This is a genomic window from Wolbachia endosymbiont of Cylisticus convexus (genome assembly GCF_003344345.1).
Genome location: NZ_QPIP01000102.1, coordinates 1 through 2,993, shown reverse-complemented (window position 1 = coordinate 2,993; position 2,993 = coordinate 1). Strand labels below are relative to the sequence as shown.

Sequence of the window (2,993 nt, the reverse complement as noted above, 5' to 3'; positions counted from 1 at the left end):
GTTCAGTAGGACCTAAGGAGCAGATGGAGTACAAGGTATATCCGGTCCTAAAGGTGACAAAGGAAATATAGGTCTTCAAGGGCCCAAAGGTCGGGCTGGCAGATCTGGTCTTGAGGGTAGTAAAGGAGATACTGGTTCAATAGGAATGCCAGGTCTAAAGGGAGAAGATGGAATAGGTACTGATGTGGTGCATCAATTTTTACGTGAGATTAATCAAACAAGAACTGAAACCTTGGATGCTAAAAATGCAGCAGAGGGAGCTAAAAATGCTTCAGAAGATTTTGCTAAACAAGCTGAAGATACAAAAGATAAGGTTAAAACACTACACAATCAAACAGTGAATCTTATAGAAGAAGTTGAAGATTTTGCTGATAAAGCACTTCAATCCGCAAACAATGCGGAAACATTCTATAGTAGAACAAAAGATATGTTTTGTAAGACAAAACCTACAGATCTAATGTGTACCGCACGTAGAAAGAGGAGGCAAATCGCACCAGTAACGAGTGGAGCAAGCAGATCAAGTTCATTTATATCTCAAGTAATAAATTTCTTTTATCCTTCTGTAGGACAGGATGAATATAAAGTAAAAAATAAAATACAGGAGCTTAATCAAGTGGCAAAAATAATAGATGCAGCAGATATTGCCATAAAGTTTGAAAAGGTATTAGAAGAAGCAGCTTCAAAATGTGGCATTCCAAAGAAAAGTCTAAATTTTGATCCAGTGGCACTACAGTCAACTATTATAAGTAAATCATTATCTAATGATGAAAATCATAACGAGCTGTTGAAGTTCTTGTGTTTAGCTGCAGAAAAATCATGCCCTGATTACAAACAAATCAGTAAATGTTTGGCTACTTTTAAAGATCATATGGAGGAAACATTAAAAGACAATAAAGAGCAAAGAGCTTTCGTTAATACTGAAAAAATAGTGGCAGATAACGAACAGCCAAGGAGTTTTATGAGTTATGTCGCTCCTCCTAGTAGCCTCAGTGCCATTAATCAGAAAGTTGTTAGTTGTTTAAGGTAATATCATGGAAAAACATATATTTAAAATAGACGATAAAAATCCGCTTTATAAAAAGTTGATTAAACTTCCTACTGCATATTACATAGTAAAGGAAAATGGTAATGTGAATACTGTTTCTTCACATATTGGTACAGTTGAAGTTGCGAATATTAATGATTTAAAGTTAAAGAAGCAGGGAGATAAAATATTTTTATATGAGGGAAACTTACCTCTACAAGCAGAAAAGTTTGATGAAAGTGGAAACTCTATAAAAAAGGATCTTATTGTAGAACAAGAGGCTATAGTAAGTACAAATAGGAACAATATTATAGAAAAGCTTGAGTCAAAACCAATCTTAACTTCGCTTTACAACATAAAAGATAGTCCATACTTTGGCATCAAATTGTCTAGCAGAGGTACAACTGGAGTACTCAATTTTATCAATTTTAACGATGAAAATGACCCAGTACTACAAAAGATTAAAGAAGAAACAGGTGGACTTTATTTTACAATAGAAGGAGATAATATCTTTATATCAGACAAAGATGGAGAGTGTCTTCCGATATGTGAAGATGGTAGTTGCTACAAATATCAATACACAAAAAATGAACATAATATATTAGAAATAAGTGAGATATCAACAATAATAGAAAACTTAACTAAGGCTGAACAGTGTGGTGTGTCAGAAGCAACAACTAAGGCCGGGCAGGATTGTACTTTGCAGCAAGGAGAGAAGTTATCGGATAATATCTATCAAGCAGATATCATGTTGAACGGTAAGCTTGTAGCTACTTTACCGAAAATAGGTTACTACATGCTTGATGATCAATTGGTCATACGTAATCACGTTACGGAAGAAGAGGTAAAAATTCCTAGAGATTTTCATTACCTTAAAGTCGTTAAGTCCGGTAATAATGATGATTATAAATTAACGTTTTGTAATTTCTTAGGTAATGAGTTTTTTGAACATAAAAAGTATGATCCACAATACTCAAACGTCCCAGATGAATATCAGTATATAAGTTTAAACTGTATGAAAAAGGAATATAAACCAAATTTCTGCAAGTTGCTTAACGATAAACCATCATTTTTTATCACAGAAGGAACCACTGATCCAGGTTACTGCCCAGCCGATGTATTTGAATTAACAAAGAGTGGAAAAGGTAGAAAAATAGCTACATTAATTGATCAATTTGGCTCTTTCAATGAAAATGGTGAGTTTCAGTATTGTGATTACCATACAAAAGCAGAGTATGATGTTTATAACTCTTATAAAATTCATAAAGAGTACACAGCAGCAGATGCAAATAACGAGTTTCATTTCGATGATGGCGTAATTCTTTATGCCATTCCAGAGCTATCTTAACCACACACAAAGTATATTATAATTATTATTCTTTTAAAATGAATTTAGTAGACTTTAAAGCAGTGTAAGAATGTATTCTTTTTAGTTTAGATTCGCTATCATTTTGCTACTCATTAGTACCACAAAATTTTTGTAATAGAACGCAAGACAAGCCGCTGCAAAAACTGTATCTGTTCAGCAGAGTGGCAAAATAAGGTAGACGAGAAAAGACAACTATAGGAACAAATGGTCAGCTGGCATCCAGTCCTTTTGCACAAAAAACGTTGTAAAGTGTTTACCAATTTAGTTGGATCCCAGTACTGGGATGACATCATGAGGGCTGGAATGACATTATGAAGGCCGGGATAAACACTATGAGGACTGGAATGACATCATGAGGGCCGGGATGACATCATGAAGACCTAGCAGTTTATGACGGTGTCATTCCAGCGCGTGACGCTGGAATCTAGTTCTTATTACCTGAGTCTTCTGGGTCCCAGTACTCGGATGACAAGAAAAGGGAGTATTGGTTTCAGCATTAGCCGTGCATCTGGATCCCAGTATCAAGTACTGGGATGACAAGAGAAAGAGGACACTGGGTGAAGGCCGGGATGACATCATGAAGGCCTAGCAGTTTATGAC

General features: G+C 35.4%; 2 protein-coding genes. Both read left to right on the top strand.

The genetic code is table 11. The annotated features are described in order from the left end of the window. Window positions 1-145: 145 nt before the first annotated feature. Entirely contained in the window at window positions 146-1,027 is an 882-nt protein-coding gene (locus Wcon_RS08310; protein ID WP_237350118.1) for a hypothetical protein, read from the top strand. Between the two features lie 4 nt (window positions 1,028-1,031). Beyond that, a complete protein-coding gene (locus Wcon_RS08305; RefSeq protein WP_114517842.1) occupies window positions 1,032-2,372 on the top strand; it encodes a hypothetical protein in 1,341 nt (446 codons plus the stop codon). Window positions 2,373-2,993: the final 621 nt, after the last annotated feature.

Bases quoted from the DNA above. Each gene is read 5' to 3' on its own strand.
- Wcon_RS08305 (WP_114517842.1), top strand. From the start codon at position 1,032: ATGGAAAAACATATATTTAAAATAGACGATAAAAATCCGCTTTATAAA.
- Wcon_RS08310 (WP_237350118.1), top strand. From the start codon at position 146: ATGCCAGGTCTAAAGGGAGAAGATGGAATAGGTACTGATGTGGTGCAT.